Here is a 25823-nt window from a genome sequence, read left to right on the forward strand (position 1 = left end):
GCGAAGTGGGGTCAGTCGTCTGAACCTTGCATCGCGAACGAACACGTTCTTACAGGTGGGTTGGCGTCAGGTCGGGCGGTGCTTAGCGTCCCTGGCTCGCATCCACCCGCAGGTAACGCTCCAGCAGTTTGAAGCCTTGCACCAGCACGAAGGACATCACGAGGTAGATCAGGCCCGCCAGAAAGAAGCTCTGTTCGGGCATGTAGGTGCGGGCGTTGATGGTGCGGGCCATGCCGGTGATGTCGAGCAGGGTGACGGTGCTGGCCAGGGCGCTGGCTTTGAGCATCAGGATGACTTCGTTGCTGTAGGCGGGCAGGCCGATGCGGGCGGCGCGGGGCAGGATGATGTAGAGAAGCGCCTTGCCCTTGGACATGCCGAGGGCGCGGGCCGCTTCGATTTCGCCCGGTGGAACGGCCTGGATGGCGCCACGCAGGATTTCGGCGATGTAGGCCGTGGTGTGCAGCGTCATGATCAGGGCGGCGCAGAAGAACGGCTCGCGCAGATAAGGCCATAGCGGGCCTTGGGTCACGGCCTCGAATTGCGCCAAGCCGTAATAGACCAGGAACAGCTGCACCAGCAAGGGCGTGCCACGAAAGAAGAAGATATAGGCGAAGGGCAGGGCGCGTACGTAGACGTTACGCGACGCGCGCGCGATGCCCATCGGGATGGCCAGGATCAGGCCGGCAACGACGGCGATGGCGACCAGCTCCAGCGTCAGCGTGGCGCCCTGCAGCAGCTTGGGCAGCCATTTGAGGGCGAATTCCCAGCTCATGATGCACTCCTCACGAAGCCGATCGAGGCCCGTTTCTCCAGCCAGGCCAGCCCGATCATCGACACCGCCGTCATGCCCAGGTACAGGAAGGCCGCGACCATATAGAAGGTGAACGGCTGTTTGGTGGTGGTGATGGCGATTTGTGCGTGGCGCATGACTTCCTCAAGACCGATGACCGACACCAGCGCGGTGTCTTTCATAAGGATCATGAACAGGTTGCCGAGCCCTGGCAGTGCGATCCGCCACATCTGCGGCATGACCAGCTTGATGAAGATCCGTGAGCGCGACATGCCCAATGCCAATCCCGCTTCGCGATGACCTTTCGGGATCGACAGGATGGCGCCGCGAAGCACTTCGGTGGCGTACGCGCCGAAGCACAGCCCCAGCGCGATGACGCCCGCGGCGAACGCGCTGAGCGACAGGTTGGGTATGCCGAACAGATGGCCGAGGGCGCGCATGCTGCTGATGGTGCCGAAGTAGATCAGCAGCACCCACAGCAATTCGGGGATGCCGCGCACCAGGGTCGAGTAAGTCATGCCGATCCATTGAAGGGCACGGTTCGGCGACGTCTTGGCGAGTGCGCCCAGCAGTCCGAGGACGAGGCCCAGGCAAAGGGCGGACAGGGCGAGTTGGATCGTCATCAGCACGCCAGCCGCAAGGGCCGGGCCGAATCCTTGTAGATCGAGGTTCATGGCTTTGCTTGGTCAGAGGACGGGCAGCGCCGCGCTAGAGATACAGCGCGGCGGCGTCGGTCGGGCAGATCAGAGGATGCTGAACGGGAAATACTTGTCGTTGATCTTCTTGTAGGTGCCGTCGGCGATGATTTCCTTCAGCGCTTCGTTCAGCTTCTCGCGCAGGGGATCGTCTTTGCGCACGGCGATGCCGATCTTGTCGTCACCCGGCAATGGCTCACCTTTGAACTCAAAGTTTTGGCCTTCCTTGCTTTTCAGCCACTCGTAGCTGGCGTATTTGTCGCCCAGCAGCGCGTCTACACGGCCCGAAGCGAGGTCCAGAAAGGCGTTCTCCTGCGAGTCGTAGAGCTTGACGGTGACGGCATCGCCCCAGTTGTCTTCCAGCCAGGTGCCGGACAGGGTCGCGCGCTGTGCGCCGATGGTCTTGCCGTTCAGCGCTTGCTTGATGGACTCATTGTCCGCGCCCAGGTTGGTCGCTTTGGGTGCGATGAACTGCAGCTTGTTCGAGTAGTACGGGTTAGTGAAATCAACCGCCTGCTTGCGTTCTTCGGTGATCGACATCGAGGAGATCAGGAAGTCGAACTTCTGTGCGTTCAGGGCCGGGATGATGCCGTCCCAGTCGGAGGTCACGACTTCGCAGGTGACCTTCATCTTCGCGCACAGGGCGTTGCCGATTTCGACGTCGAAGCCCACGACCTGACCGCTGGCGTCCTTGTTGTTGAACGGCGGGTAGGCGCCTTCGATGCCCATTTTCAGGGTGTCGGCAGCAAAAGCACTGGTGACGACGGCCAGGGTAGCGGCAGCGGCCAACAGGAATGTTTTCAGGGTCTGCATCGATGTTGCTCCGTTAGCGATTGCTGGACATGAATTGTTTGCAGCGCGCCGATTGCGGGTCATCGAAGACCTGCTGCGGCGATCCTTGTTCTTCTACCAGCCCTTGATGCAGGAAAACCACTTCACTGGATACCTGCCGGGCGAAATTCATTTCGTGGGTCACCATCAACATGGTCCGGCCTTCTTCGGCCAAACCACGAATCACACCTAGCACTTCTTGCACCATCTCCGGGTCCAGCGCTGAAGTGGGTTCGTCGAACAGGATGACTTTAGGCTGCATTGCCAGCGTGCGCGCGATGGCGGCGCGTTGTTGCTGACCGCCCGACAGTTGCGCCGGATACACGTGGCGTTTGTCCGCGATCCCGACCTTGGCCAGCAGGGCTTCAGCCATTTCAGTGGCTTCGGCCTTGCTTTGACCGAGCACACGACGCGGCGCCTCGATGATGTTATCGAGCACGCTCATGTGAGGCCAAAGGTTGAAGTTCTGAAAGACGAAGCCGATCTCGCTGCGCAGCCGATTGATCTGACGGTTGTCGGCGGCGATCAGTTCACCCTTGCGGGTGGCTTTGAGCCTGAGTTCTTCGCCGGCGACCAGGATCTGACCCTGATGCGGATTTTCCAGCAGGTTGATGCAGCGCAGCAGCGTGGATTTGCCGGAGCCGGATGAGCCCAGAATCGAAATCACGTCGCCATCGCGCGCGCTCAGCGAAATGCCCTTGAGCACCTCCAGCTGACCGTAACGTTTATGCAGGTTGCGGATTTCCAGGGCGGGCGTGGCCTCGGCCATGTGGACTCCTCATGTGTCGGTGTGTCTGCCGCGCGCGGCCATTGAGCTGGCTTTGCGCAAAAAGGGCGCGATGGTGCCAGCTTTAAACGCCGTCGTGAAGGGTATTTCGGCCACTGTTACGATCAAAGGTCACTTTCGTGCGCTTATTTGGTGCTAATCGGTCGCCTCTGTGTATTTTCGGTGCAGGTAAACGTCTCTATCCTGTTGCGCTCGGTAACAATTCCTACGTGAATGGCGAAATGCTATTCCCTTCAGAGACTTACCGAATGCCTCTGCAACGGGCCTATCCACGCACGACGTCGTTTTTGAAATATTTTGGCGTACTTCTTGCGTAAAAAATAAATAACAGTGCTGTTGTGATCTTTTTACGAGTGATCGCAAACAGTCCTGATCCGTATAAAAAATCCTCAAAGGTTGCTTTCATGAGCAGTACCGCAAACGCTTCAAATCTCGATCAAGGGCTCAAACCACGGCACATCACCATGCTGTCGATTGCAGGTGTTATCGGCGCCGGTTTGTTCGTCGGTTCCGGTCACGCCATCGCCGAAGCCGGTCCAGCCGTGCTGCTGGCCTACGCCGCAGCCGGTACGCTGGTGGTGCTGGTGATGCGCATGCTGGCCGAGATGGCCGTTGCGTCGCCGGACACCGGATCGTTCTCGACCTACGCCGACCGCGCGATCGGTCACTGGGCGGGCTTCACCATCGGTTGGTTGTACTGGTGGTTCTGGGTGCTGGTGATTCCGCTGGAAGCCAACGCCGCCGCCACCATTCTTCATGCGTGGTTCCCGAACATTGCGATCTGGGCGTTCACGCTGATCATTACCTTGTTGCTCACGGCGACCAACCTGTTCAGCGTGAAGAACTACGGTGAGTTCGAGTTCTGGTTCGCGCTGATCAAGGTCTTGGCGATCATCGGTTTTGTCGTGCTGGGCGTGGCGGCCGTGTTTGGCCTGCTGCCGAACAGTCAGGTCAGCGGCGTCAGCCATCTGTATGACACACAGGGCTTCCTGCCGAACGGCATGGGCGCCGTTCTAGCCGCCATGCTGACGACCATGTTCTCGTTCATGGGCACCGAGATCGTCACCATCGCGGCGGCGGAATCGAAGAACCCGGGACAGCAAATCACTAAGGCCACCAACTCGGTGATCTGGCGGATCTGCCTGTTCTATCTGCTGTCGATTTTCCTGGTGGTCGCGCTGGTGCCTTGGAACGACAGCCGTCTGGCCGAAGTCGGTTCGTACCAGACCGTGCTCGACATGATGGGCATTCCGAACGCCAAACTGATCGTGGATCTGGTCGTGCTGGTTGCGGTGACCAGCTGCCTGAACTCGGCGCTCTACACCGCTTCGCGCATGCTGTTCTCCCTCGGCAAACGCGGCGACGCGCCTGCCATTTCGCAGCGCACCAGCAAAGCGGGTACGCCTTACTGGGCTGTATTGCTGTCGACCGGCGCCGCGTTTGCCGCCGTGTTCGCCAACTACGTCGCACCGGCTGCCGTGTTCGACTTCCTGCTGGCCAGCTCCGGCGCCATTGCGCTGCTGGTGTACCTGGTGATCGCCGTTTCCCAACTGCGCATGCGCCGCAAGCGTGAATCTGCCGGTGAGCCGATCGACTTCCGCATGTGGCTGTTCCCGGGTCTGACCTGGGCAGTGATCGTGTTCATCGTCGCGGTGCTGACCATCATGCTGTTCCAGGAAGGCCACCGCATGGAAATCATCGCCACCGGCCTGCTCAGCCTCCTCGTCGTCGCTGCCGGCTTGATCGTATCGAGCCGTCGCAAAGCGGTAAAAGCGGGCAAGGTTGTGCTCAATTGATCAGTAATTGAGCCGGCGTTGCTGGCGAGATAAAGGCGGCTGCCCTCAGTGATGAGGGTGGCCGTTTTTTTTGCTATTTGATCATCCTTCCCAGCACCGACTTCCCCCGCACGTGATGCAACACCACCGCCGCCAGGTGCAGGGTCACCAGCCCCGCCAAAATCGCGCACAGGACGTGATGCAGTTCATGCAGTTGCAGCAGCGCGATATTCGAGTGAATGAGCTGTGGCAGCGTTATGAGCGCCAGGAGCGTCACAGGGTGGGTCATCATCAACACGCCGGTGATGAGCACGCCCGAGACGGCGGCGTAGATGCCCATGTGGACGGTGTGGGCCAGCCTTTCCTGCGGTTTGCGTGAGGTGCGCGGTTCGGCGCGTAGGGCCAGCCATAGCCGCCAGGCAAAAAACGGGATGAAGAGGCTGGTCAGCTGCGGATTGAACGACTCGACCCATTGCCGGAAGGGATGATTGGGATCGAGCAGCACCACGCCGAAGCCGCTGAAGGTCGCCCACAGGATGACGGCAGCAGACAGCCAATGCAGGACAATTCGGGGTTTGGAGTAAGCGTTCGCTTCGTCCGCCGAGGCGGCCGACGAAGAGGAGTGAATATCTGTCAAAACGGAAGCCTTTATTGAGAAGGAGTTGCATTCTCGTAATGGCGCAAAGCTACCGTCTTGACCGGTGTCATGCAAATTAAAACTGGCGGGTTAGCGGCGACCGGCGTCGCGAGCGTTTTTGCGCTGAAGGATGTCCGACGCCAGGTTGTAGGCGTCCTGGAATTCGTCGCTGCCCAGCCATTCGACAGTCACCTCTTCCTCTTCGTCGTGGAAGATGCCGCGGTAAACGATCAGCAAGGCCATCAGGAAGTCGGTGGCCGGGTCTTCTTCTTCCTCGGCAATCACCAGTTCCAGCACCGGGTATTGCAGGAAGACAACGCACATCGCCAGCAGGCTGATCGATTCTGCAGCTTTCATCGCCTGGAACAGGTCGTCGTAGTCGGCGGGCTCGAAGCCGTTCTCCATGATGTCGTTGAAGTCGAATTTGCTCAGGTCGAGGAAAACGTCGTCGAACGGCTCATTCACGGAAGGGTGGTTCAGCACCGGATGCACCGGGCTCGGCTTGCCTTTGCCGGAACGGTTCTGCTTGGCCTTCGCTTTGGCCCGCTGGGCGCGTTTTTGCTGTTTGTCTGGGGAGGCCATGCGCGTCGGTCCTTTTGCAGGCGAGGGTGATTTTGCGGTGGGCTATTGAATCGCAGCCGCCGGAATTTACCAAGGGTAGCCGGGCGTGATTGTCCCGAAAAATCGTAGCCAATAAAAAACCCCTGAATCTTTCGATGCAGGGGTTTTTCGGTATTTTGGTGCCCAGAGACGGAATCGAACCGCCGACACGGGGATTTTCAATCCCCTGCTCTACCGACTGAGCTATCTGGGCAACGGGGCGCATTAGACGTGTTTTTCAGGAGGTCGTCAAGCGTGTTGTTTAAAAAAATTTGAATTATTTCCTCCGCTTACGATTAACACCGTCTGCAAAGGGTTATTCGGCCGGTGGAACGTAGCCTTCGGCCTTGGCGTATTCCTCGCCCGAGAGGTACTTGTCCATCTCGGCCTGCAGGAACTTGCGGTCTTCGGCGTTCATCATGTTCAGGCGGCGCTCATTAATCAGCAGCGTCTGGTGTTTCTGCCAGTCGGCCCAGGCCTTCTGGGAAACGTGGTTGTAGATGTCTTCGCCTTTGGCGCCTGGGTACGGTGGGCGGTCCAGGCCGGGCAATTCTTCTTTGTACTTGCGGCACATTACGGTGCGGGTCATGACGACTCTCCTGCGTTCAATACGTCGGCTGCGTTTTGCAGCAGCTTCTTCACCGGGGCAGCGAGGCCCAGGCGCGGCGGGGTGGCGAGGTTATACCAGAGCCAGTCGTCCTCGGCCACGTGATGGCCGGACTCCTCGACCCGGACCAGCCAGGGTTCGATGGTCAGTTGAAAATGGCTGAACGTGTGGACCAGCCCAGGCAGTGCCTGATGCTCGCCCATCTCCAGGGAATGCTGATCGGCCAGATGCTGCATGTCGTCGAAGGCGTCCAGTTCCGGCAGGCTCCAGAGCCCGCCCCACAAACCGGTCGAGGGGCGACGGTAAAGCAGGATCTCGCCTTGATCGTTGGCGAATATCGGCATCAAGGTGCGTTTTTGCGGGACGGTCTTGCGCGGCTTGGGGATCGGGTAGCGCGTTTCCTGGCCGAGCATGTGCGCTTCGCAGCCCCGTTCCAGCGGACACAGCAGGCAACTGGGTTTGCTGCGCGTGCAGAGCGTGGCGCCCAGGTCCATCATCGCCTGGGTGTAGTGATTGACCCGGCTGTGAGGCGTGAAGCGCTCTGCAGTCGCCCACATTTGCTTCGCGACCTTGGGCTCACCCGGATAACCCTCTTGCGCCGTAAAACGCGCCAGAACGCGTTTGACGTTGCCGTCGAGGATCGGTGCGCGAATGCCCATGCTGATGCTGGCAATGGCGCCTGCGGTGGAAAGACCGATGCCAGGCAGCTCTGTGAGCGTTTCGACGTTGCGCGGAAACTCGCCACCGTGTTCGGCGACGACGATTTTCGCGGCCTTCTGCAAGTTGCGGGCGCGGGTGTAGTAACCCAGGCCGGTCCACAGGTGCAGGACTTCGTCTTCCGGCGCCTCGGCGAGGGCCTGAACGCTGGGCAACGCTTCCATGAACCGGTCGAAATAACCCAGCACGGTGCTGACCTGGGTTTGTTGCAGCATGATTTCCGACACCCAGACGCGGTAGGGCGTGATGTCGTGTTGCCAGGGAAGATCGTGACGGCCGTGACGGTCGTACCAGTCGAGGACGGCGGAGGAAAACTGCTCGGGTTGCATCATGGTTCCGGTGTTCAGGAAAAGGTAGAGGTCGGGTCACCCCCGATCCCTGTGGGAGCTGCCGGAGGTTACGACGGTGGCGAAAGCGGTGGATCAGGCAGACCGCGTTCGCCACCGTCGTAACCTCCGGCAGCTCCCACACGTTTTGTGTCGTTCTGCCGATCTGGGACCGGCAGCCAACGGTTAACGCTTGAACAATCCCTTGATGGCGTCCTTGAGCTCAGGACTGACCTTGTCCCCCAGCTTTTCGTCGATCTTGTCGCCGATACGATCGGTGGCGAGTTTTGCGGCCACTTTGCCCAACCCTTCGTTATCCAGACGGCAAGCCTTGGCGCCAAGCTCCAGCGGGCCACGGCAGAGGATCGGCCATTCGATGCCGACAAAGCGCGGGTTCACTTCGCAGGCCGGGTCCGGCATGTCGCTCTTGTCGCCTTCGATGATCACGCCGACGCGGTAATTCATGCCCAGCACGCGCAAGTCGATGTCGCCGTCGCCGTTGACCGTGAGGCCCGGCGTGCGGACTTTGAGGTCCGGGTTGCTCGCCACCCCGTTACGGAATGTCAGATTGCCGTTGAGCTGCTGGAAAGGCGTGTCCTTGCCGCGTGGATCGCCACTCAGTGTCTTGCGATTGAGCACCGAGATGCCGCGACACAGCTGCTGCTCGAGGTTGGCGTTGACCAGCACGCCGTCGTTGAGCGCAAAGCTGGCGGTGCCATTGAGGCTTTCGACCAGCGCTTTCTCGCTGTTGCCCTTGGCGGTGACGTCGCTGTTCAAGTTCAGCAGGCCGCGCAGCGGAGGCGTGGTGCCCTGGCTCTGGATGAAGCGCTCGACCGGCACCTTGGCGATGTGGGTCTGCACGCTGGCCAGCGGTACTTCCGGGCGCACGTCCAGATTGCCTTTGACTTCGAAGTTGCCGTTGTAGAGGTCGCCGCGCAGGCTGTCGACCGTAATGATGCCGTCCAGCGCCGAGGTCTTGAGCGCTGCGTTCTGGATCGCCAGCTTCTCGACGGTCAGCTTGCCAAAATTGAGATCGGCATCGACGTCGAGCTTGCGCATGCGCTCCAGCGGCAACAGCTTTGTGTCGCTCCAGGCGACCTGAGTGGGCTGATTCGGCAGCGGGCTGGTGCCCGATGCGGCCATCGCCTCGGCTTCGTTACCCTGAACTTCGGTTTTGCGCGCAGCGCCTGCGGCCTTGGCCTGTTCGCTCTGTGGCGGACGATAACGGTCCGCATCAAACGTGTCGGCTTTCAGTTTCAGGCGCAGGGACTGCTTGGCGAAATCATCCACGGCGACTCGGCCGGTGAAGGTGCTGTCATCGAGTCGCAGCGTCAGATCGTCCAGCGAGACACTGTTCTGCGTTGCGGCGATGCGGCTGACCATTTCCAGTCGGGTCAGGCTGTTGTCGCCCAAGGTTGGCGCGGTCTGGCCGACGCTGTCGAGGAACTCGCGCAGGTTGAACTGGGCAATGGAAATGCCGCCGCTCAGTTGTGGCGCCTTGTCCAGGTCGCGTACGTGCAGCTCGCCCAGGGCGCGTAGCTGGTTGGCGGAAAACTTGAGGTTGGTCCACTCGGCAACGTTGGCCGACAGGTCAGCCAGAAGCTGGCCTTGCGCGGAGAACGTCAGGGTCTTGCCTTGCAGCGGATCGCCTGCTGCCTCGCCGGAGAACCGCATGTCGTCGAACTGATACCGCTTGAGCGCGCGGTCGAACCGCAGTTTGCCGGTCAGTTCTGTCTTGGTGCGGATCACCGGCTGGTTGGTGCTCAGGAATGCCGTCAGCTTCACCGGAATGTCGGTGGCGTTGTGGACCGGGCCGGTGCTCAGTTGGATGCTCTCGGCGGTGAACTGCCGGGCTTTCTGCACATCATTGAAGTCAATGCGTGCGTTGTTCACGGTCAGGCTGTCGATGTCCAGTTTGAGCGGTTGCCAGGCTTTGTCTGGCTTGGCGGCGGCTGCGTCCGGTGCGGTATCCGGCGAGGTCTGGGCGACGGGAGGCTGCGCGGGGTTGGCCGCAGCGGCAGGCACCTTGCCGATGTCTTCCCAGTTGCCGTGGCCGTTTTCGTCTCGGGTCAGCATCAGGTTGAGGCCTTCGACCCGCACGTCGCTCATCTGCACTTCTTTGCGCAGCAAGGGCAGGACACGGACCGAGAGGCCCAGCATCTGCAGGTCGGCAAACGGTTTTGACGGCTCGGTCAGCGTGGCGACACTGGCGTCGTGCAGCTCCAGGCCCAGCCAGGGGAACAGGCTCCAGCCGATGTCGCCATTGAGCGTCAGCTCGACGTGTGCCCGGTCGCGGACCAGTTTACGAATCTCGTCTTTGTAATCGTTGGGATCAAACAGATGGGTCAAGGCGAAGCCGAGAGCCACGATGATCAGCAACAGCCCGAGAATGAATAGTCCCAGGATTTTGCCGAACGCTTTCATGGGCGAGTCCTTGTAATCGAGTCGTTCAAAATTTAGCCCGCGAGTATAGCGTTCTCACGCAGACGACGGGCTTTGGATGGCCTTATGCACTTTAGTGAAGTTCATGCAGTGACAAACGGTAGAAAAATCGTAGTAGCAGAATGCTTCCTGTCATGCATCAGATGGTAATCTCTCGCCGTTCGCGGGTCATGCTGCGTCGAAATGTCACGTAATGAGGCTTTCTGCCGATAAAACTCCCGATGCTTGCGTGCATGAAGAGGGGTGGCGGAAGCAATGCCGTTGTTCTTGCGGGACACAACTATAAATAGGGGCAAAACTTAGATGACTACAAGCACTGCTCTGGGCGGCTCTATCGCTCAGCCTGCGTTCTTGTCCAAAGAGCGCATTATCGCCAAGCGCGGTTTCAACCGCTGGCTCGTTCCACCGGCCGCACTGGCCATTCACCTCTGTATCGGTATGGCTTACGGCTTCTCGGTGTTCTGGTTGCCGCTGTCCAAGGCGATCGGGATCAAAACCGCCGTTGCCTGTGCACCGGACATGGGGTTCTTCGAGCAAGTCTTCTCGTCCAGCTGTGACTGGCCGATTTCCATGCTCGGCTGGATCTACACCCTGTTCTTCATCTTCCTGGGTTGCTCGGCGGCCATCTGGGGCGGCTGGCTGGAACACGCCGGACCACGTAAAGCCGGTGTCGTCTCGGCCCTGTGCTGGTGTGGCGGTCTGCTGATCTCGGCGCTGGGTGTCTATACCCACCAGATCTGGCTGATGTGGATTGGTTCGGGCGTGATCGGCGGTATCGGTCTGGGCCTGGGTTACATCTCGCCCGTTTCGACCCTGATCAAGTGGTTCCCGGACAAGCGCGGCATGGCGACCGGCATGGCGATCATGGGCTTCGGCGGTGGCGCGATGGTCGGTGCTCCACTGGCGACCGCGTTGATGAGCCACTTTGCAACGCCTGACAGCGTGGGCGTATGGCAAAGCTTCGTCGCCATGGCTGCGATCTACTTCGTCTTCATGATCGGTGGCGCCCTGGCGTACCGCGTTCCGCCAACCGGCTGGAAACCTGAAGGCTGGACCGCTCCTGCGAAGAAAACCAACAGCGCGATGATCACCAACCGCCACGTGCACGTGAGCGTTGCGTGGAAAACCCCGCAATTCCGTCTGGTGTGGCTGGTGCTGTGCCTGAACGTTTCGGCGGGTATCGGCATCCTGGGCATGGCCTCGCCACTGCTGCAGGAAGTGTTCGGCGGCAAGCTGCTGGGCACCGATCAGGCGTTCGGTCAGCTGGACGCTTCGCAACTGGCCGCTATCGCCGCCATTGCAGCCGGCTTCACCGGTCTGCTGAGCCTGTTCAACATTGGCGGCCGTTTCTTCTGGGCGTCGTTCTCGGACTACATCGGCCGTAAAGCCACGTACTTCGTGTTCTTCGCGCTGGGCTTCCTGCTCTACGCATCGGTGCCGACCCTGAGCCACCTGGGCAGCGTTGCGCTGTTCGTTGCTGCGTTCTGTATCGTGCTGTCGATGTACGGCGGCGGTTTCGCGACCGTTCCGGCGTACCTGGCTGACCTGTTCGGTACGCAAATGGTCGGTGCGATCCACGGTCGTCTGCTGACTGCCTGGGCTGCCGCTGGCGTGCTGGGTCCGGTGTTGGTGAACTACCTGCGTGAATACCAACTGAGCCACGGCGTTGCACGTGCCGACGCTTACGACATCACGCTGTACATCCTCGCTGGCCTGCTGGTGCTGGGCTTCATCTGCAACATGCTGGTGCGCCCGGTGGCCGACAAGTACTTCATGACCGACGCGCAATTGAAGGCTGAACAAGCCATCGGTCACGACGCTGGCGCTGACCACACCACCTCCCTTGAGTGGAAAGCGGACGCAGGCACCAAGCCGCTGGCGATCCTGGCCTGGCTGGCCGTGGGCATCCCGCTGGCGTGGGGCGTGTGGATCACCCTGCAGAAGACTGCGGTGTTGTTTCACTAAGCCGCTCTCGATGTCGGCCTGATTGGGCCGACATCGAACCTGTAGGAGCGCGCTTGCCCGCGATTGCAATTTGTCTGGCATTGATTGGCTGTCTGACACACCGTAATCGCGGGCAAGCGCGCTCCTACAGGGTTTGGCGTCATCTCGTATGTGCTTGTATGCACATGTCTAACGCTCGCGGCGGCGGATTCAGCCCGTCAGCGATATCTCCCTTCGTGTTTCTGTTTCCCTCCTACACGCCTATAATGTCCGCCTTTTCGCCCAATGATTTTGCGGAGCTGGTGATGGCCGAACGTAAGGCGTTCGTCGAGCGCGACACCCTGGAAACCCAGATCAAAGCCTCGATCAACCTGGATGGCACCGGAAAGGCCCGATTCGATATCGGCGTTCCTTTTCTTGAACACATGCTCGACCAGATCGCCCGTCACGGGTTGATCGATCTGGATATCGAAAGCAAAGGCGACCTGCATATCGACGACCACCACACCGTGGAAGACGTCGGTATCACCCTCGGTCAGGCCTTCAGCAAAGCCATTGGCGACAAAAAAGGCATCCGTCGATACGGCCACGCCTATGTCCCGCTGGATGAAGCGCTGTCGCGCGTGGTCATCGACTTTTCCGGTCGTCCTGGCCTGCAGATGCATGTGCCGTACACCCGCGCCACCGTAGGCGGTTTCGATGTGGACCTGTTCCAGGAGTTCTTCCAGGGCTTCGTGAACCACGCGAACGTCACGCTGCACATCGACAACCTGCGCGGTCACAACACTCACCACCAGATCGAAACGGTGTTCAAGGCATTCGGCCGCGCGCTGCGCATGGCCGTTGAGCTGGACGACCGCATGGCTGGCCAGATGCCTTCGACCAAGGGCGTGCTGTAATGCAGACGGTTGCCGTTATCGACTACGGCATGGGCAACCTGCACTCGGTGGCCAAGGCCCTCGAGCACGTAGGCGCTGGCCGTGTGCTGATTACCAGCGACGCCGACGTGATTCGCGAAGCCGACCGGGTTGTGTTTCCCGGTGTGGGCGCGATCCGCGACTGCATGGCTGAAATCCGTCGTCTGGGCTTCGACGCCCTGGTGCGTGAAGTCAGCCAGGACCGTCCGTTTCTCGGCATCTGCGTCGGCATGCAGGCGCTGATGGACCGCAGTGAAGAGAACGATGGCGTCGACTGCATCGGTGTCTTCCCCGGTCAGGTGAGGTTTTTCGGCAAGGATCTCCACGAAGACGGCCAGCACCTGAAAGTCCCGCACATGGGCTGGAACGAAGTGACGCAGGCGGTGGATCACCCGCTGTGGCACAACATTCCGGACCAGGCGCGGTTCTACTTCGTGCACAGCTATTACATCGAGTCGCCGAACCCTCGGCAGATCGTCGGTCGCGGTCATTACGGCCATGACTTCGCTGCCGCATTGGCGGACGGCTCGCGTTTCGCGGTGCAGTTCCACCCTGAGAAGAGCCACACCCATGGCCTGCAGTTGCTGCAGAACTTCGCTGCGTGGGACGGCCGCTGGTAATGAGCAAGAAGAACAAGCCGCCGATCCTGACCCTCACTCCCGAGCAGGAGAACGAGGCGTGTCACACAATCAAGCGGTTCATGGAAGACCGTTTCGAACTGGACCTGGGTTCGTTCGAAGCGGCTGAAATCCTTGAATTGTTCACTCGCGAAATTGCCCCGCACTATTACAACCGGGCGATTTTCGATGTGCAGGCGCATTTGAAAGAGCGCTTCGAAAGCATCGAAAGCGACGTTTGGGCGCTCGAGAAAAACTAATTTCCGATTAAGTAGGTTTCCAGATGCTGATTATTCCCGCTATCGACCTCAAAGACGGTGCCTGCGTGCGCCTTCGTCAGGGTCGCATGGAAGATTCCACAGTGTTCTCCGACGATCCGGTGAGCATGGCTGCCAAGTGGGTTGAAGGCGGTTGCCGTCGTCTGCATCTGGTCGATCTGAACGGCGCGTTCGAAGGCCAGCCGGTCAACGGTGACGTGGTCACTGCGATCGCCAAGCGTTATCCAAACCTGCCGATCCAGATCGGTGGCGGTATTCGCTCGCTGGAAACCATCGAGCATTACGTCAAGGCGGGCGTGAGCTACGTGATCATCGGCACCAAAGCGGTCAAAGAGCCTGAATTCGTCGCTGAAGCCTGCCGCGCGTTTCCGGGCAAGGTGATCGTCGGTCTGGACGCCAAAGACGGCTTCGTCGCCACCGACGGCTGGGCTGAAGTCAGCTCGGTTCAGGTGATCGACCTGGCCAAGCGTTTCGAAGCGGACGGCGTCTCGGCCATCGTTTATACCGACATCGCCAAAGACGGCATGATGCAGGGCTGCAACGTACCGTTTACCGCTGCGTTGGCGGCGGCGACGAAGATTCCGGTCATCGCCTCTGGCGGCATCCACAACCTGGGCGACATCAAGGCGCTGCTGGACGCGAAAGCGCCGGGCATTATCGGCGCAATCACCGGTCGTGCGATCTACGAAGGCACACTGGACGTCGCTGAAGCCCAGGCTTTCTGCGATCAATACTCGGTCTAATTTGTAGGCGCGCGCTTGCCCGCGATTGTCCGTATTTCCCGACAACGACCTGTCGGATGTACGGGCCTCATCGCGGGCAAGCGCGCTCCTACAGGTGCTTAAACTTTCGGAGATTAGGCCCATGGCGCTCGCCAAACGCATCATCCCCTGCCTCGATGTCGACAACGGTCGCGTGGTCAAGGGCGTTAAGTTCGAGAACATTCGTGACGCTGGCGATCCTGTGGAGATCGCCCGTCGCTATGACGAGCAGGGTGCCGACGAGATTACGTTTCTCGACATCACTGCCAGTGTCGATGGTCGTGACACCACGTTGCACACCGTAGAGCGCATGGCCAGTCAGGTGTTCATCCCGCTGACCGTGGGCGGCGGTGTGCGGACCGTGCAGGACATTCGTAACCTGCTCAATGCCGGTGCCGACAAGGTGTCGATCAACACCGCTGCGGTGTTCAACCCCGAGTTTGTCGGTGAGGCGGCTGCGCGTTTCGGCTCGCAGTGCATCGTCGTGGCAATCGACGCCAAGAAGGTGTCCGGGCCGGGCGAAGAACCGCGCTGGGAGATCTTCACCCACGGCGGTCGCAAGCCCACCGGTCTGGACGCGGTGCAGTGGGCCATGAAGATGGAAAGCCTGGGCGCTGGTGAGATTCTGCTGACCAGCATGGATCAGGACGGCATGAAGAACGGCTTCGATCTGGGCGTGACCCGGGCGATCAGTGATGCGCTGGGTATCCCGGTCATTGCGTCGGGTGGCGTGGGCAACCTGCAGCATCTGGCCGACGGCGTGCTCGAAGGCCACGCAAGTGCCGTTCTGGCCGCGAGTATTTTCCACTTCGGCGAATACACGGTGCCGGAAGCCAAGGCGTTCATGGCCAAACAAGGGATTGTGGTTCGCTGATCCCGTATGTGAACACTTCATCTGTGGATGATCGCTCCCACGCTCTGCGTGGGAGTGACTTGCGTGACGCTCTGCGTCACAGGGACGCAGAGCGTCCTGCCCTGCATTCCCACGCAGAGCGTGGGAACGATCAAAAAGGTCGGTGATAGTCCGCCACATCTCCCGCCCCAGGCGCTTCGAGACACCTCTGTCCTGAAAGCGACTCCACCCATTCCCGAACTGGACAACGCCCTGTGTTAACGGCACTCTCTTGCCGACGTCAGGATCGGGTGCCAGGGATATGTTCAAAGGTGTTTTTCTTGCGCTGATCAGCGTGGCCACATTGCTGACAGGAACCGCCCGGGCAGAGGATGCGCCGGCGTATTCGATGGTGTTGCTCACCGAGAATTTCCCGCCCTACAACATGGCCATCGACGGCAAAAATTTCGCCCAGGAGAGCAATATCCAGGGCATTGCCGTCGAAATCGTGCGCGAAACCTTCAAGCGTGCGGGCGTCGGCTACAACATGACGCTGCGTTTTCCGTGGGACCGCATTTACAAACTTGCGCTGGAAAAGCCCGGTTACGGCGTGTTCGTGACTGCGCGTTTGCCTGAGCGCGAAAAGCTCTTCAAGTGGGTCGGCCCCATTGGCCCGGATGACTGGATCATGCTGGCCAAAGCCGACAGCCCGATTCAGTTGAATACCCTGGACGAAGCCCGTCAGTACAAGATCGGCGCCTACAAGGGCGATGCGATCGCCGAAGAGCTGGGGCGTCAGGGCATGAACCCTATTGTGGTGCTCAGCGACAAGGACAACGCCAAGAAGCTGGTCGACGGTCAAATCGACCTCTGGGCCACGGGCGACCCGGCCGGGCGTTACCTGGCGCGACAAGAGGGCGTAACGGGGTTGAAAACCGTGCTGCGGTTCAACAGCGCCGAGTTGTTCCTGGCGCTGAACAAAGACACGCCGGATGAGGTGGTAAAGAAGCTGCAGACCGCGCTGGATCAGCTGCGCAAGGAAGGCACGGTGGACAGCATTTTGGGTAAATACCTCTGACCTGTTGAGGCCATCCCTGACATCGCCTGCCCCTGTACAAGCAGTCCTGGAAAATCGCTTACCCCCTGTAGGAGCCGTCCGAGGTTACGAGGGCCGCGAATACGGACTGTCAGGCGCTGGGGATTTATCGAATGTACCGGCCTCTTCGCGGCCCTCGTAACCTCGGACGGCTCCTACAGGGGTTTGTGCAAGCCGGAAGATCTACCGATAAACCCCATCCTTCCCGTGTCCGCTCATCGCCTGATTGCCACGGATGCTGATCATGTGGCGCAGTTCGATCCAGTCGATGCCTTGGGCCTTGAGCTTGGGCAGTTCACGTTCCAGCACCTCCATGGTCACCGGGTACGGATGGCCAATCATTACCGCCGAACCCTGCTTGTGCGCCAGTTTGACCGCGCTCTGCAGCTGACCGCTGATGGCCTCGGCGGTGCGCTCGTCATCGAGAAACACGTCCCGGGAAAGACTGGCCAGACCGATCTTTTGCGCTTCGGCTGCGGCGACGGTCTTGGCACTGGTGCGGCTGTCGACCAGAAACAGATGGCGCCGCTGCAGTTCACCCACCAGCCAGTTCATCGCTACCGGCTCGGCGGTCATGCGGCTGCCTTCGTGGTTGTTGATCCCCGCTGCATACGGCACTTTCAACAGCGCCGCGTTGAGCCTCGATTCGAGCTCGGTCAGCGGGAGATCGGGACGCCAGGCGTACGGTCCGGTGGCCGGGTCCATGGGCATGTGCAGCATCACCGTCTTGCCTGCCTTGTGGGCCTGGCGCGCGAAGTCGGTGGCGTGCGGGGTGTCGGGCATGATCGCCAGCGTCACGGGGCCGGGCAGGGCCAGCGCGCGGCTGTCCTTGTCGGGACTCTGTCCGAGGTCATCGATGATCAGACTGATGTAAGCGACCTTCGGCGACTTGCCGTCGGTTGTCGAGGGTTCGGCGGATGCCGCCTGTGCGGCATCCGTCAGAACAACAGCCATCACTGCAAGGGCCCTGACGAGCCCGGTCAACCAGAAGCGCATATCAATTGCCGCGTGTGACACTCAATCCCTTGAGCAGACTGAGGGCCTGGTTCAGCTGGTAATCGTCGTCCTGTGGACGCGCCTTGCCAGCCTTGGACTTGGTGGTCGGTTTGTCCGCGCCGCCGTTGCCGTTGCCCAGGTGGCCGAGCAGGTCGGCCTCTTTGTAGTTCTCGCCGTCGGCCTCTGTGGTGACCTTGGCACGTTTGACTTCGATGTCCGGGTTGATGCCCTGTGCCTGGATCGAACGACCATTCGGCGTGTAATACAGCGCGGTGGTGATCTTCAGTGCGCGGTCGTTGGCCAGCGGCAGAACGGTTTGCACCGAGCCCTTGCCGAACGAATCGGTGCCCATCAGGATGCCGCGTTTCTGGTCCTGCAAGGCGCCGGCGACGATCTCGGAAGCCGAGGCGCTGCCGCCGTTGATCAGCACCACCAGAGGCGCGCCTTCGCTGGCGTCGGCCGGGTCTGCCGAGAAGCGCAGTTCGGAGTTGGCGATGCGGCCCTTGGTGTAGACGATCAGGCCCTTGGTCAGGAAGTGGTCAGCCACTTCGACCGCTGCCTGCAACACGCCGCCAGGGTTGTTGCGCAGGTCGAGGATCAGGCCGTTCATCTTCTTGCCGTTGTCCTTGCGCAGCTTGGCCAGTGCCTTGCCGACTTCTTCACCGGTCTTGACCTGGAACTGCGTGATGCGGATGTAGCCGTAGCCAGGCTCCAGCATCTGCGACTTCACGCTCTTGACCTGAATGGTCGCGCGGGCCAGCGTCACGTCGAACGGGTTGCCGCCGTCGCGCACCAGCGTCAGGGTGATCTTCTCGCCGATCTTGCCGCGCATCTTGTCGACCGCTTCCTGCATGGTCTGGCCCTGGGTCGGCGCGCCGTTGATCTTGACGATCAGGTCGCCGGCTTCGATGCCCGCCTTGGAAGCAGGCGTGTCGTCGATCGGCGAGACGACCTTTATAAAGCCGTCTTCTACGCCAACCTCGATGCCCAGGCCGCCGAACTCGCCGCTGGTGCTTTCCTGCAGCTCCTGAAAGTCTTCAGGGCCCAGGTAGGCGGAGTGCGGGTCGAGGTTGCTGAGCATGCCCTTGATGGCGTTTTCCAGCAGGGTCTTGTCATCGACCGGCTCGACATACGCCGCTTTGATCCGGTCCATCACCTCGGCAAAGGTGCGCAGCTCGTCGAGCGGCAGCGGCGCCTTGATGTTCGCGGCATTGGCAGGTGCGGAAGCAGCAGGCGCCGCAGCGGGAGCGGCACCGGCGGCCTGCGCAAGAGGCGCGCCGATAACAACGGCGATAGTCAGGGCCAGCGAGGTGAGGCGGGACGAAAACAGCATGTCTTACGAACTCCTGAGTGAGGTGTCGACTTATCCTTGAGTGCGACACCATTGGGCCGGATCACTAGGGCGACCCTGCTGACGAATAGCGAAATACAGCGCCGGAGTGTCCTGACCGCCACCACTGTTACCGACGGTGGAGATCGCCTCTCCGGCTTTTACAACGTCCCCAGCTTCCTTCAACAGACTCTGGTTGTGACCGTACAGACTCAAATAACCGTTGCCGTGGTCGAGAATCACCAGCAGCCCGGCGCCTCGCAACCAGTCGGCGAAGACCACACGACCACCATGCACAGCGTGTACCTGACTGCCCGCGGCAGCACTGATCATCACGCCATCCCACTTGGTTCGCTCGTCATCGCCGCGGGTTTCACCGAAACGCGCCAACAATCGACCATCAACAGGCCAAGGAAGTTTTCCCTTTGCCTGGTCAAAAGGTCCGCCGTACGACTGACCGGCGCTGGAAACCAGTGCGCCGGGGGCTTTTGTGGGGCGACGCGGTGCCTCGTCGCTGTCGTCTTTTCCTCGGCTCTTGGCCAGCGCTTCTTGCTCACGCTGGCGTTTCTCGGCTTCCTGCTGAGCCAGTAGCGCTTTCTGACGCGCCTCTTCGGCTTCGCGGGCTTGCCGCGCAAGGGTTTCTTCGATTGTCTTGAGGACTTTAGTCAGGTCTGCCTGATCTTGCTGGCGAGACTGCAGTTTCTGGTCGCGAGCCTTGTAGTCCTGATTCAGCTTGGCCAAGGCGACCTGGCGTTGCTGGCGAACGGTGTCGAGCTGGGCTTTCTGGTCATCCAGCGAGCTCTTTTGCACCAAGAGCTGGGCTTGTTGCAGGTCGATGTCTTTTTCGACTTCGGCCAGTTGGCGCAGCGTTTCGTTGAAGCTGCGCAGCTGCTCCAGGCGGGCCTGGCTCAGGTAATCGTAATAGGTGAGGGTGCGCGCGAATTTCTCGGGGTTCTGCTGATTGAGCAGCAGTTTGAGGTATTCCTGACGCCCGTTCTGATAGGCGGCGCGGGCCTGAATCGCGATCAGGCGTTGCTGTTCAACGCGTGCGCTTTGGAGTTTTTTTTTCTCTCCATCGAGCCGTTGAAGCTCGGTTTCACTCTTTTTTAGTTCTTTTTGCAGGGCCTCCACCTGCTTTTCCAGCTTGCCCATTTCGGTTTCGGTCGAGCGCAGATCTTTCTGAACCCCGGACTTTTCCTCCTGGAGTTGGCTCAGCGCCTTCTTCAGTTCGGTAATGTCCTGACGTGTGGCATCCAACTGTTTTTGGGTTTGTGCGCGCTCATCGTCGGCAAAGGCCGGGTTAAGCAGACAAATCAAAGCGAGGGCGATCAGGGCGCGGAGCATGGAGTTGGGCGATACCAGGAGTGAAGACGGGCTTAGTATGCCCGGCGGTGGCTGCAAAAAAAACGCTCATAGGGCGCCGCTTTCAGACATTTCATACAAAAACCGGCGCTGTCCGCGTAAGACAGGCCGGTTTAGACGACTTACTTGGCAACCAGAATCGATTTGCCGGTCATTTCCTTCGGAATGTCCATGCCCAACAGCGTCAGCATGGTCGGAGCAACGTCCGCCAGCACGCCGCCTTCGCGGACTTTCAGGTCACGCTTGCCGACGTAGACGAAGGGCACGGGCTCAGTGGTGTGCGCCGTGTGCGCCTGTCCTGTGGCGTCGTCGGTCATTTGCTCGACGTTGCCGTGGTCAGCGGTGATCAGTGCTTCGCCGCCGACTTTTTCCAGCGCTTCGGTGATGCGACCGACGCAGACGTCGAGGCATTCAACGGCCTTGATCGCGGCTTCCATGATGCCGCTGTGACCGACCATGTCGCCGTTGGCGTAGTTGACCACGATCACGTCGAAACGCTGGTTTTCGATGGCGTCCACGATTTTGTCCGTGACTTCCGGCGCGCTCATTTCTGGCTGCAGGTCGTAGGTGGCGACTTTCGGCGAAGGGATCAGGATGCGCTCTTCGCCTTTGAAGGGTTCTTCACGGCCGCCGGAGAAGAAGAAGGTCACGTGCGCGTATTTTTCAGTTTCAGCGATGCGAAGCTGGGTTTTGCCGTTGTTCGCCAAGTACTCGCCCAGTACGTTGTGCAGGCCTTCCTTGGTGAATGCAGCCGGTGCCGGGATCGTGGCGGCGTACTGGGTCAGCATCACGAAGCCGGCGAGTTTTGGCTGACGTGCACGGGCGAAGTCCTTGAAGTCGTCTTCCACGAACACACGGGTCAGCTCACGGGCGCGGTCGGCACGGAAGTTCATGAACACGACGGCGTCGCCGTCTTCGACTGTGACTTTCTCGCCGATGCGGGTGGCTATGACGAATTCGTCGTTCTCGTCGCGCGCGTAAGCAGCGTCCAGCGCGGCCTTGGCGGTGTCAGCCTGGAATTCAGATGTGCCGTCGACAATCAGGTTGTAGGCGGATTCGACACGGTCCCAGCGATTGTCGCGGTCCATGGCGAAGTAACGGCCGATGATCGTTGCAGTGCGACCTTTGCCCAGGCGCTTGTAGGCGGTTTCCATGGTGTCGAGGTACTTGTGCGCGCTGCGTGGCGGCGTGTCGCGGCCGTCCAGGAACGCGTGCAGGTAGATCTTCTCGGCGCCGCGTTTGACCGCCAGTTCAACCATCGCGACCAGGTGATCTTCATGGCTGTGCACGCCGCCATCGGACAGCAGGCCCATGATGTGCACGGCCTTGCCAGCGCCAACGGCCTTGTCCACCGCTGCGCAGATTGTCGGGTTTTCGAAGAACTCACCGTCGCGGATCGCTTTGGTCACGCGCGTGAAGTCCTGATACACAACACGACCGGCGCCCAGGTTCATGTGGCCGACTTCGGAGTTGCCCATCTGGCCGTCCGGCAGACCGACGTCCATCCCGGAGCCCGAAATCAGGCCGTTGGGCATGGTTTTGTAGAGGCGATCGAAGACCGGCATCTTCGCTTCATAGACCGCGTTGCCGTGATGGCTGTCGCTGTGACCGAAGCCGTCCAGGATGATCAGAACCAAAGGTTTAGGCGTGGTAGTCATGAATCCCACTCTTGGTGAAAAGATGAAGTAGAGGAAAGATCGACAGTTTAGGGACAAGTTCAGACGGCGTCACTGCCGTACGGGCTTTGGCCGACCTTGGGTGCTGTGTATACTGGCCGACATTTTAACGCCCTGGAACCTAATGATGGTTGATCACCTGATTGCATTTGCCACTAATCACTATTTGATCTCTGGCGCTTTCGTCATCCTGCTGGCACTGCTGATCGCGACAGAACTCAACAAGGGCGGCAAGAGCCTGAGCACCGGTGAACTGACCGCGCTGGTCAACCGTGACGAGGCGGTGGTCATCGATGTGCGTCCCAAGAAGGACTACGCCACCGGTCATATCGTCGGCTCCCTGAACTTCCCGCAGGACAAGGTCATGTCCCGTACTTCGGAGCTTGAGAAGTACAAACCCAAGACCCTGATCATCGTCGATGCCGCCGGTCAGCACGCAGGACACATTGCCAGCGAATTGCTCAAGGCCGGCTTCACTGCCGCCAAGCTGTCCGGTGGTGTGTCGTCGTGGCGCGGTGACAACCTGCCGCTGGTGAAGTGAAATGGCTGAAGTCATCGTCTACTCCAGCGATTATTGCCCTTACTGCTCGCGCGCCAAGTACCTGCTCGAGAGCAAGAACGTCGACTTCGAGGAGATCAAAGTCGATGGCAAGCCACAGATTCGCGCTGAAATGACTAAAAAGGCTGGCCGCACGTCGGTTCCTCAGATCTGGATCGGCTCGGTCCATGTCGGAGGTTGCGACGACCTGTTCGCCCTGGAACGCGCTGGCAAGCTCGACGCACTGTTGAGCGCCTGAATTCGAACCCTACGTACAAGACCTTAAAAGTAAGAAGGATCTGAGATGACCGATCAAACGAATAACGGCGCCACTTCCAACGAAGAAGCACCACAATTCTCCCTGCAACGCATCTACGTTCGTGACCTGTCCTTCGAAGCGCCAAAAAGCCCGGCGATCTTCCGTCAGGAATGGACCCCAAGCGTGAGCCTGGACCTGAACACCCGTCAGAAGCAGCTGGAAAATGACTTCTACGAAGTCGTGTTGACGCTGTCGGTCGAAGTGAAGAACGGCGAAGAAATCGCCTTCATCGCTGAAGTCCAGCAAGCCGGTATCTTCCTGATCAAGGGCCTGGACGCGGCATCGATGAGCCACACCCTCGGCGCGTTCTGCCCGAACATCCTGTTCCCGTATGCCCGTGAAACCATCGACAGCCTGGTTGTCCGCGGCTCGTTCCCTGCGCTGATGCTGGCTCCGGTGAACTTCGACGCCCTGTACGCCCAAGAGCTGCAGCGCATGCAGGAATCCGGCGAAACGCCGACCGTTCAGTAAGCCTTGCGGCCTGAATGAAAAAAAGCGCCTGTGATGGGCGCTTTTTTTGTATGGGCGGACGCTAAAAACTGTAGGAGCGTGGCTTGTCCCGCGATCGGCGGGGAACCCGTCGTAAATCCGTGTGATGTGCGGCGTACCAAAAATACCGTGGGCGCTGCATTTGCTGCCGGTGCCCGGCAGATCGCGGGACAAGCCACGCTCCTACCGGTGTGGATGCGATCGGTGTAGGAGTGAGCTTGCTCGCGATCAGGCCCGCCGGGCATCCGTGTAGCGATCCCGCGCCGGAGGGTTTATTTAAAACCCAACTGCCGCCAGCCTTCGTAGACGGCCACCGCCACGGTGTTTGACAGATTAAGGCTGCGGCAGCCTTCGCGCATGGGCAGGCGCAGGCGTTGGTCGCTGGACAGCGGGTCCAGCACCTCGGGCGGCAAGCCACGGCTTTCAGGGCCGAACACAAAGGCGTCGCCTTCCTGGAACGCCACGTCATGGAAAGGCTTCGAGCCCTTTGTGGTAAAAGCGAACAGGCGCGGATGACCGATGCTTTCCAGGCAACTGGCCAGGTCGGCGTGGCGATGCAGGGTGGCGTACTCGTGGTAATCGAGGCCGGCACGGCGCAGGCGTTTGTCATCCAGCTCGAAGCCCAGCGGCTCGATCAAATGCAGGCTGCAGCCGCTGTTGGCGCAGAGCCTGATGATGTTGCCGGTATTCGGCGGAATTTCTGGTTGAAAAAGGATCACGTGAAACATGCACGGCTCCGAACATAAGGACGGGATGCATTCTACCCCCGAAGAGGACCCGAGGCCGAAGCTATGGCCGCGGTTTTTGGGTTCGATCGCGATTTTCGGGGTCATGGTGGGTTTGATGATCGGCCGTGTCACCACGCCGGACCCGATCGCGCTCCAGCAGATCGAGCCGCTGCCCAATGGCGTCGCGGTGTGGTTTAACCGCGAGCCGCAGCTGCACGGTGAAATCGTCGATGGCGCGGTGGCGCTGCTGTTCAACGCCAAAGGCGAAGCGCAACGAGGCGAACTGAAGCTCAACGGTCGGGATGTGCGCTGGAGGGTGCAGAAAAGCGATAAGGGATTGTTGCTGAACCTGCTGGCGGCCCGTCCGTTGCGCGGTGAGTGGCACGGCGCAGCGCTGGACGGGCGCTGGAGACTCGAGGTGAGTCTCCGAGAGGAATAAAAGAGGGGAATCCCCGGCCTGCCTGTACCAAGGTCCCCAAAACTGGTGATGCTTAACCTATTGCAGCCTGCGTGCCAGTTTTGAGAATTCTCTGTAGGAAAGATGAAAGTATCTCGTAGGACCCTTATTTAAAGCCCTGATCGAGGCGCCTTGAACAAGTGGGCCAGGGTTAATCGTTCGGATCGGCGTTCACATTTGGGTGTTTATTGATCAGTTTTGCACGCTATTCGCGCATTTTTGGGTGAGGGGTTACCAAAGTGATGCACGGGGCAGCCTGCGACGATCTTCGCTGGTAAACCTGTGGAAGTGAGCGTGCTCACGAATGCTGCATTCAAGCCCATCAAAAAAGGACTGAATGTACGGGCCCGTTCGTGAGCAAGGTCGCTCCCACAGGGGGCGTTGATTGCTGGATTAAAACGGCACATCCCCCAGAATCGTCGCGCGGTGCATCACCCGACGCTGCGGTCGGTAGTCGTCCACCGCACCGGGATACTGTGCGCTGATGCGCTCCCGCTGCAACAAGGCCATGGCAATGAATCCGCTTCTATATATAGACGATTCGGTTGGGCTGCACTGCGCTCGCGACGCAGCGGCTGCAAGATATCCTCGGATGGTTCACTCGAGGTCCTGTAGTCGGCTTGCTGGCGAACGCGGCGTTTCAGTCGATATCTGGATAACTGATCCGCCGCATTCGCCAGCAAGCCGGCTCCTACAGGTTCCATAGATACCGTTCTCACGTGTGCTTACTGAGTGACAAACTTGGCGCTGACGTAAGGCGTGTAATCAGCCAGCACGGCATCGACCTTGCCTTGTTCCTTGAGGAACGCCGCGGTCTTGCCGATGGTTTGGAGGCCGGCGCGTCCAGCTCGACCATTGCGCGCGACCAATGCTTCAGCGGCTCTGATGTGGGTTGCGATCAGAAAGGATAGGCAACGGTGAAATCCGCCGCTTGGGCAATCAAGGCAGAGCCTGCCAGCGACAACGCCGCCAACACGCGAAGAAGGTTGAATCGTTTCATGGTGAGGCTCCGATGCAAGGCAGACCGAGGGCCGAATGATGAGGAGCGTAAATGATCTAAGAAATGCGAAATAAATAACGTTTTGGTATGAGCTTAGAGAAGATTCTTTCTTGAACGGGTCTTTCTGAGGGCGTCAACCGAAAAATCATCGGTAGACCCGTGACCGTTCATCGAATTGTCACAATCTGTAAATAGGATCGGTCCGCTTGCCAAGACTGTCTGTGCTTCGCCCCGTGTCTGTCTGGTAAAAGCCAGCAACGGAGGCATGGGTGGTGA

27 protein-coding genes, 1 tRNA gene and 1 pseudogene are annotated in these 25823 nt (G+C 59.9%); 12 read left to right on the forward strand and 17 right to left on the reverse strand.

Annotated elements, in window-relative coordinates; all coding sequences use genetic code 11:
• Positions 1-82: 82 nt before the first annotated feature.
• The 4 genes from BLS87_RS28425 to BLS87_RS28440 form a co-directional block, all read right to left on the reverse strand.
• The gene (locus BLS87_RS28425; RefSeq protein WP_074758013.1) at positions 83-772 is read right to left on the reverse strand and encodes an ABC transporter permease; all 690 of its coding nucleotides are present in this window, start codon (positions 770-772) and stop codon (positions 83-85) included.
• Positions 769-1464 (reverse strand): ABC transporter permease, encoded by a 696-nt coding sequence (locus BLS87_RS28430; RefSeq protein ID WP_074758015.1) that lies wholly within the window; start codon positions 1462-1464, stop codon positions 769-771. The genes BLS87_RS28425 and BLS87_RS28430 overlap by 4 nt, the downstream gene beginning before the upstream one ends.
• 69 nt (positions 1465-1533) lie before the next feature.
• Positions 1534-2298 carry an ABC transporter substrate-binding protein gene (locus BLS87_RS28435; RefSeq protein ID WP_074758017.1) on the reverse strand — a complete coding sequence of 255 codons (765 nt, stop codon included), beginning with the start codon at positions 2296-2298 and terminating at the stop codon, positions 1534-1536.
• 13 nt (positions 2299-2311) lie between these two features.
• The gene (locus BLS87_RS28440) at positions 2312-3085 is read right to left on the reverse strand and encodes an ABC transporter ATP-binding protein (RefSeq protein WP_074758019.1); all 774 of its coding nucleotides are present in this window, start codon (positions 3083-3085) and stop codon (positions 2312-2314) included.
• Positions 3086-3507: 422 nt separating this feature from the next.
• Between BLS87_RS28440 and gabP the strand changes: the two genes are divergently transcribed.
• Entirely contained in the window at positions 3508-4899 is a 1392-nt protein-coding gene (gene gabP / locus BLS87_RS28445; RefSeq protein ID WP_074758021.1) for a GABA permease, read from the forward strand.
• A gap of 73 nt (positions 4900-4972) precedes the next feature.
• Here the strand turns inward: gabP and BLS87_RS28450 are convergent, their stop codons facing one another.
• From BLS87_RS28450 to BLS87_RS28475, 6 genes are all read right to left on the reverse strand, one after another.
• Positions 4973-5590: a cytochrome b gene (locus BLS87_RS28450; RefSeq protein ID WP_244165914.1), complete on the reverse strand. Its 618-nt coding sequence runs from the start codon at positions 5588-5590 to the stop codon at positions 4973-4975.
• Positions 5591-5605: 15 nt separating this feature from the next.
• A complete protein-coding gene (locus BLS87_RS28455) occupies positions 5606-6097 on the reverse strand; it encodes a hypothetical protein (RefSeq protein ID WP_074758023.1) in 492 nt (163 codons plus the stop codon).
• A gap of 156 nt (positions 6098-6253) precedes the next feature.
• Positions 6254-6329, reverse strand: a tRNA-Phe gene (locus tag BLS87_RS28460).
• 102 nt (positions 6330-6431) lie between these two features.
• On the reverse strand, positions 6432-6704 hold the full coding sequence (locus BLS87_RS28465) for an oxidative damage protection protein (RefSeq protein ID WP_074758025.1): 273 nt from the start codon (positions 6702-6704) through the stop codon (positions 6432-6434).
• Complete coding sequence (mutY, locus tag BLS87_RS28470) at positions 6701-7768, reverse strand: A/G-specific adenine glycosylase (RefSeq protein ID WP_074758027.1); 1068 nt, start codon at positions 7766-7768, stop codon at positions 6701-6703. Before mutY ends, BLS87_RS28465 begins: the two co-directional genes overlap by 4 nt.
• 183 nt (positions 7769-7951) lie before the next feature.
• Positions 7952-10189, reverse strand: coding sequence for an AsmA family protein (locus tag BLS87_RS28475; protein ID WP_074758029.1), 2238 nt, complete (start codon positions 10187-10189; stop codon positions 7952-7954).
• Positions 10190-10510: 321 nt separating this feature from the next.
• On the opposite strand from BLS87_RS28475, the gene BLS87_RS28480 reads away from it, so the two are divergent.
• The 7 genes from BLS87_RS28480 (at position 10511) to BLS87_RS28510 (ending at position 16634) form a co-directional block, all read left to right on the forward strand.
• Positions 10511-12172, forward strand: a complete 1662-nt coding sequence (locus tag BLS87_RS28480) for an OFA family MFS transporter (protein ID WP_074758031.1) — start codon at positions 10511-10513, stop codon at positions 12170-12172.
• A gap of 284 nt (positions 12173-12456) precedes the next feature.
• Positions 12457-13050 (forward strand): imidazoleglycerol-phosphate dehydratase HisB, encoded by a 594-nt coding sequence (gene hisB / locus BLS87_RS28485; RefSeq protein ID WP_062379429.1) that lies wholly within the window; start codon positions 12457-12459, stop codon positions 13048-13050.
• Positions 13050-13688 carry an imidazole glycerol phosphate synthase subunit HisH gene (hisH, locus tag BLS87_RS28490; RefSeq protein ID WP_074758033.1) on the forward strand — a complete coding sequence of 213 codons (639 nt, stop codon included), beginning with the start codon at positions 13050-13052 and terminating at the stop codon, positions 13686-13688. The genes hisB and hisH overlap by 1 nt, the downstream gene beginning before the upstream one ends.
• Positions 13688-13945 (forward strand): DUF2164 domain-containing protein, encoded by a 258-nt coding sequence (locus BLS87_RS28495; RefSeq protein ID WP_074758035.1) that lies wholly within the window; start codon positions 13688-13690, stop codon positions 13943-13945. Before hisH ends, BLS87_RS28495 begins: the two co-directional genes overlap by 1 nt.
• Positions 13946-13968: 23 nt before the next feature.
• The gene (hisA, locus tag BLS87_RS28500; RefSeq protein ID WP_074758037.1) at positions 13969-14706 is read left to right on the forward strand and encodes a 1-(5-phosphoribosyl)-5-[(5-phosphoribosylamino)methylideneamino]imidazole-4-carboxamide isomerase; all 738 of its coding nucleotides are present in this window, start codon (positions 13969-13971) and stop codon (positions 14704-14706) included.
• A 121-nt stretch (positions 14707-14827) separates the two neighbouring features.
• Positions 14828-15598: an imidazole glycerol phosphate synthase subunit HisF gene (gene hisF / locus BLS87_RS28505; protein ID WP_074758039.1), complete on the forward strand. Its 771-nt coding sequence runs from the start codon at positions 14828-14830 to the stop codon at positions 15596-15598.
• A gap of 280 nt (positions 15599-15878) precedes the next feature.
• The gene (locus BLS87_RS28510) at positions 15879-16634 is read left to right on the forward strand and encodes a substrate-binding periplasmic protein (RefSeq protein ID WP_074758041.1); all 756 of its coding nucleotides are present in this window, start codon (positions 15879-15881) and stop codon (positions 16632-16634) included.
• 201 nt (positions 16635-16835) lie between these two features.
• Here the strand turns inward: BLS87_RS28510 and BLS87_RS28515 are convergent, their stop codons facing one another.
• The 4 genes from BLS87_RS28515 to gpmI form a co-directional block, all read right to left on the reverse strand.
• Positions 16836-17606, reverse strand: a complete 771-nt coding sequence (locus BLS87_RS28515) for a divergent polysaccharide deacetylase family protein (protein WP_425262256.1) — start codon at positions 17604-17606, stop codon at positions 16836-16838.
• Between the two features lie 43 nt (positions 17607-17649).
• Complete coding sequence (locus tag BLS87_RS28520; RefSeq protein WP_074758045.1) at positions 17650-18981, reverse strand: S41 family peptidase; 1332 nt, start codon at positions 18979-18981, stop codon at positions 17650-17652.
• Between the two features lie 30 nt (positions 18982-19011).
• Positions 19012-20322, reverse strand: a complete 1311-nt coding sequence (locus tag BLS87_RS28525) for a murein hydrolase activator EnvC family protein (RefSeq protein ID WP_074758047.1) — start codon at positions 20320-20322, stop codon at positions 19012-19014.
• Between the two features lie 140 nt (positions 20323-20462).
• Entirely contained in the window at positions 20463-21998 is a 1536-nt protein-coding gene (gene gpmI / locus BLS87_RS28530) for a 2,3-bisphosphoglycerate-independent phosphoglycerate mutase (RefSeq protein ID WP_074758049.1), read from the reverse strand.
• Positions 21999-22143: 145 nt separating this feature from the next.
• On the opposite strand from gpmI, the gene BLS87_RS28535 reads away from it, so the two are divergent.
• The 3 genes from BLS87_RS28535 to secB are packed head-to-tail and all read left to right on the forward strand — an operon-like array spanning position 22144 to position 23344.
• Complete coding sequence (locus BLS87_RS28535; protein WP_074758052.1) at positions 22144-22557, forward strand: rhodanese-like domain-containing protein; 414 nt, start codon at positions 22144-22146, stop codon at positions 22555-22557.
• Position 22558: 1 nt separating this feature from the next.
• Positions 22559-22813: a glutaredoxin 3 gene (grxC, locus tag BLS87_RS28540; RefSeq protein ID WP_074758054.1), complete on the forward strand. Its 255-nt coding sequence runs from the start codon at positions 22559-22561 to the stop codon at positions 22811-22813.
• A 45-nt stretch (positions 22814-22858) separates the two neighbouring features.
• Positions 22859-23344, forward strand: a complete 486-nt coding sequence (secB, locus tag BLS87_RS28545; protein WP_074758056.1) for a protein-export chaperone SecB — start codon at positions 22859-22861, stop codon at positions 23342-23344.
• 290 nt (positions 23345-23634) lie between these two features.
• Here the strand turns inward: secB and trmL are convergent, their stop codons facing one another.
• Positions 23635-24090, reverse strand: a complete 456-nt coding sequence (gene trmL, locus BLS87_RS28550) for a tRNA (uridine(34)/cytosine(34)/5-carboxymethylaminomethyluridine(34)-2'-O)-methyltransferase TrmL (protein WP_074758058.1) — start codon at positions 24088-24090, stop codon at positions 23635-23637.
• On the opposite strand from trmL, the gene BLS87_RS28555 reads away from it, so the two are divergent.
• The gene (locus BLS87_RS28555) at positions 24089-24529 is read left to right on the forward strand and encodes a hypothetical protein (RefSeq protein ID WP_074758060.1); all 441 of its coding nucleotides are present in this window, start codon (positions 24089-24091) and stop codon (positions 24527-24529) included. The two genes, trmL and BLS87_RS28555, sit on opposite strands and share 2 nt — an antisense overlap.
• A 411-nt stretch (positions 24530-24940) precedes the next feature.
• Here BLS87_RS28555 and BLS87_RS33895 read toward each other — a convergent pair.
• Positions 24941-25012: pseudogene (locus BLS87_RS33895) on the reverse strand (hypothetical protein); the annotation flags it as partial.
• A 260-nt stretch (positions 25013-25272) separates the two neighbouring features.
• The gene (locus tag BLS87_RS34305) at positions 25273-25416 is read right to left on the reverse strand and encodes a hypothetical protein (RefSeq protein WP_167362115.1); all 144 of its coding nucleotides are present in this window, start codon (positions 25414-25416) and stop codon (positions 25273-25275) included.
• Between the last annotated feature and the right edge of the window lie 407 nt (positions 25417-25823).

Origin of the sequence: Pseudomonas abietaniphila (assembly GCF_900100795.1) — a bacterium.
Classification (GTDB): domain Bacteria; phylum Pseudomonadota; class Gammaproteobacteria; order Pseudomonadales; family Pseudomonadaceae; genus Aquipseudomonas; species Aquipseudomonas abietaniphila.

What these genes read in the sequence shown, in the direction of transcription:
- BLS87_RS28510 (WP_074758041.1), top strand. Translation starts at nt 15,879, where the DNA reads ATGTTCAAAGGTGTTTTTCTTGCGCTGATCAGCGTGGCCACATTGCTG.
- BLS87_RS28555 (WP_074758060.1), top strand. Translation starts at nt 24,089, where the DNA reads ATGCACGGCTCCGAACATAAGGACGGGATGCATTCTACCCCCGAAGAG.
- BLS87_RS28515 (WP_425262256.1), bottom strand. Translation starts at nt 17,606, where the DNA reads ATGGCTGTTGTTCTGACGGATGCCGCACAGGCGGCATCCGCCGAACCC.
- hisH (WP_074758033.1), top strand. Translation starts at nt 13,050, where the DNA reads ATGCAGACGGTTGCCGTTATCGACTACGGCATGGGCAACCTGCACTCG.
- BLS87_RS28525 (WP_074758047.1), bottom strand. Translation starts at nt 20,322, where the DNA reads ATGCTCCGCGCCCTGATCGCCCTCGCTTTGATTTGTCTGCTTAACCCG.
- BLS87_RS28475 (WP_074758029.1), bottom strand. Translation starts at nt 10,189, where the DNA reads ATGAAAGCGTTCGGCAAAATCCTGGGACTATTCATTCTCGGGCTGTTG.
- BLS87_RS28435 (WP_074758017.1), bottom strand. Translation starts at nt 2,298, where the DNA reads ATGCAGACCCTGAAAACATTCCTGTTGGCCGCTGCCGCTACCCTGGCC.
- BLS87_RS28455 (WP_074758023.1), bottom strand. Translation starts at nt 6,097, where the DNA reads ATGGCCTCCCCAGACAAACAGCAAAAACGCGCCCAGCGGGCCAAAGCG.
- hisF (WP_074758039.1), top strand. Translation starts at nt 14,828, where the DNA reads ATGGCGCTCGCCAAACGCATCATCCCCTGCCTCGATGTCGACAACGGT.
- BLS87_RS28495 (WP_074758035.1), top strand. Translation starts at nt 13,688, where the DNA reads ATGAGCAAGAAGAACAAGCCGCCGATCCTGACCCTCACTCCCGAGCAG.
- BLS87_RS28440 (WP_074758019.1), bottom strand. Translation starts at nt 3,085, where the DNA reads ATGGCCGAGGCCACGCCCGCCCTGGAAATCCGCAACCTGCATAAACGT.
- hisA (WP_074758037.1), top strand. Translation starts at nt 13,969, where the DNA reads ATGCTGATTATTCCCGCTATCGACCTCAAAGACGGTGCCTGCGTGCGC.
- gpmI (WP_074758049.1), bottom strand. Translation starts at nt 21,998, where the DNA reads ATGACTACCACGCCTAAACCTTTGGTTCTGATCATCCTGGACGGCTTC.
- gabP (WP_074758021.1), top strand. Translation starts at nt 3,508, where the DNA reads ATGAGCAGTACCGCAAACGCTTCAAATCTCGATCAAGGGCTCAAACCA.
- BLS87_RS28480 (WP_074758031.1), top strand. Translation starts at nt 10,511, where the DNA reads ATGACTACAAGCACTGCTCTGGGCGGCTCTATCGCTCAGCCTGCGTTC.
- hisB (WP_062379429.1), top strand. Translation starts at nt 12,457, where the DNA reads ATGGCCGAACGTAAGGCGTTCGTCGAGCGCGACACCCTGGAAACCCAG.
- trmL (WP_074758058.1), bottom strand. Translation starts at nt 24,090, where the DNA reads ATGTTTCACGTGATCCTTTTTCAACCAGAAATTCCGCCGAATACCGGC.
- mutY (WP_074758027.1), bottom strand. Translation starts at nt 7,768, where the DNA reads ATGCAACCCGAGCAGTTTTCCTCCGCCGTCCTCGACTGGTACGACCGT.
- BLS87_RS28535 (WP_074758052.1), top strand. Translation starts at nt 22,144, where the DNA reads ATGGTTGATCACCTGATTGCATTTGCCACTAATCACTATTTGATCTCT.
- BLS87_RS28430 (WP_074758015.1), bottom strand. Translation starts at nt 1,464, where the DNA reads ATGAACCTCGATCTACAAGGATTCGGCCCGGCCCTTGCGGCTGGCGTG.
- secB (WP_074758056.1), top strand. Translation starts at nt 22,859, where the DNA reads ATGACCGATCAAACGAATAACGGCGCCACTTCCAACGAAGAAGCACCA.
- BLS87_RS28425 (WP_074758013.1), bottom strand. Translation starts at nt 772, where the DNA reads ATGAGCTGGGAATTCGCCCTCAAATGGCTGCCCAAGCTGCTGCAGGGC.
- BLS87_RS28465 (WP_074758025.1), bottom strand. Translation starts at nt 6,704, where the DNA reads ATGACCCGCACCGTAATGTGCCGCAAGTACAAAGAAGAATTGCCCGGC.
- grxC (WP_074758054.1), top strand. Translation starts at nt 22,559, where the DNA reads ATGGCTGAAGTCATCGTCTACTCCAGCGATTATTGCCCTTACTGCTCG.
- BLS87_RS28520 (WP_074758045.1), bottom strand. Translation starts at nt 18,981, where the DNA reads ATGCTGTTTTCGTCCCGCCTCACCTCGCTGGCCCTGACTATCGCCGTT.